This window comes from Saccharothrix sp. ST-888, from assembly GCF_000955975.1.
Classification (GTDB): Bacteria; Actinomycetota; Actinomycetes; order Streptomycetales; family Streptomycetaceae; genus Kitasatospora.
The window spans coordinates 1-346 of the sequence record NZ_JYJF01000628.1 but is presented as its reverse complement, the minus strand read 5'-3'; the positions used below and the strand labels follow the sequence as shown (position 1 = coordinate 346).

The following is a 346-nucleotide window of genomic DNA, read 5'->3' as shown; positions in this document are numbered from 1 at the left end:
TGTACGTGCTGGACGACCGGCTTCAGCCGGTCCCGCCGGGTGTGGCGGGCGAGTTGTACGTGGCGGGTGCCGGTCTGGTCCGGGGGTATCTGAACCGGCCGGGGGTGACGGCCGGGCGGGTTGGGGCGTTCCCGTTTGGGTCGAGCGGGGGGAGTCGGTATAGCACCGGTGTCCTGGGTCGGTGGGGGGCGAAGGGCCAGGGTGCGTCCCACCTGGGCGTCCCGCCACTCCCGCATCTGTTCGACCCGGATCGGGCTCGCGTCGTAACTGCTGTTCCAGCCGACGAAGTTCTGGCCGAAGACGGTCTCCTCGGGGGTGATCGGCAGGGCATCGTAGATGTCCCGCC

At 70.2% G+C, this 346-nt stretch carries 1 protein-coding gene; it reads right to left on the bottom strand.

Annotation, left to right across the window (positions count from 1 at the left end):
• The coding region (locus UK12_RS45385; protein WP_045307087.1) for a hypothetical protein at nt 1-346 on the bottom strand (346 nt) is incomplete at both ends.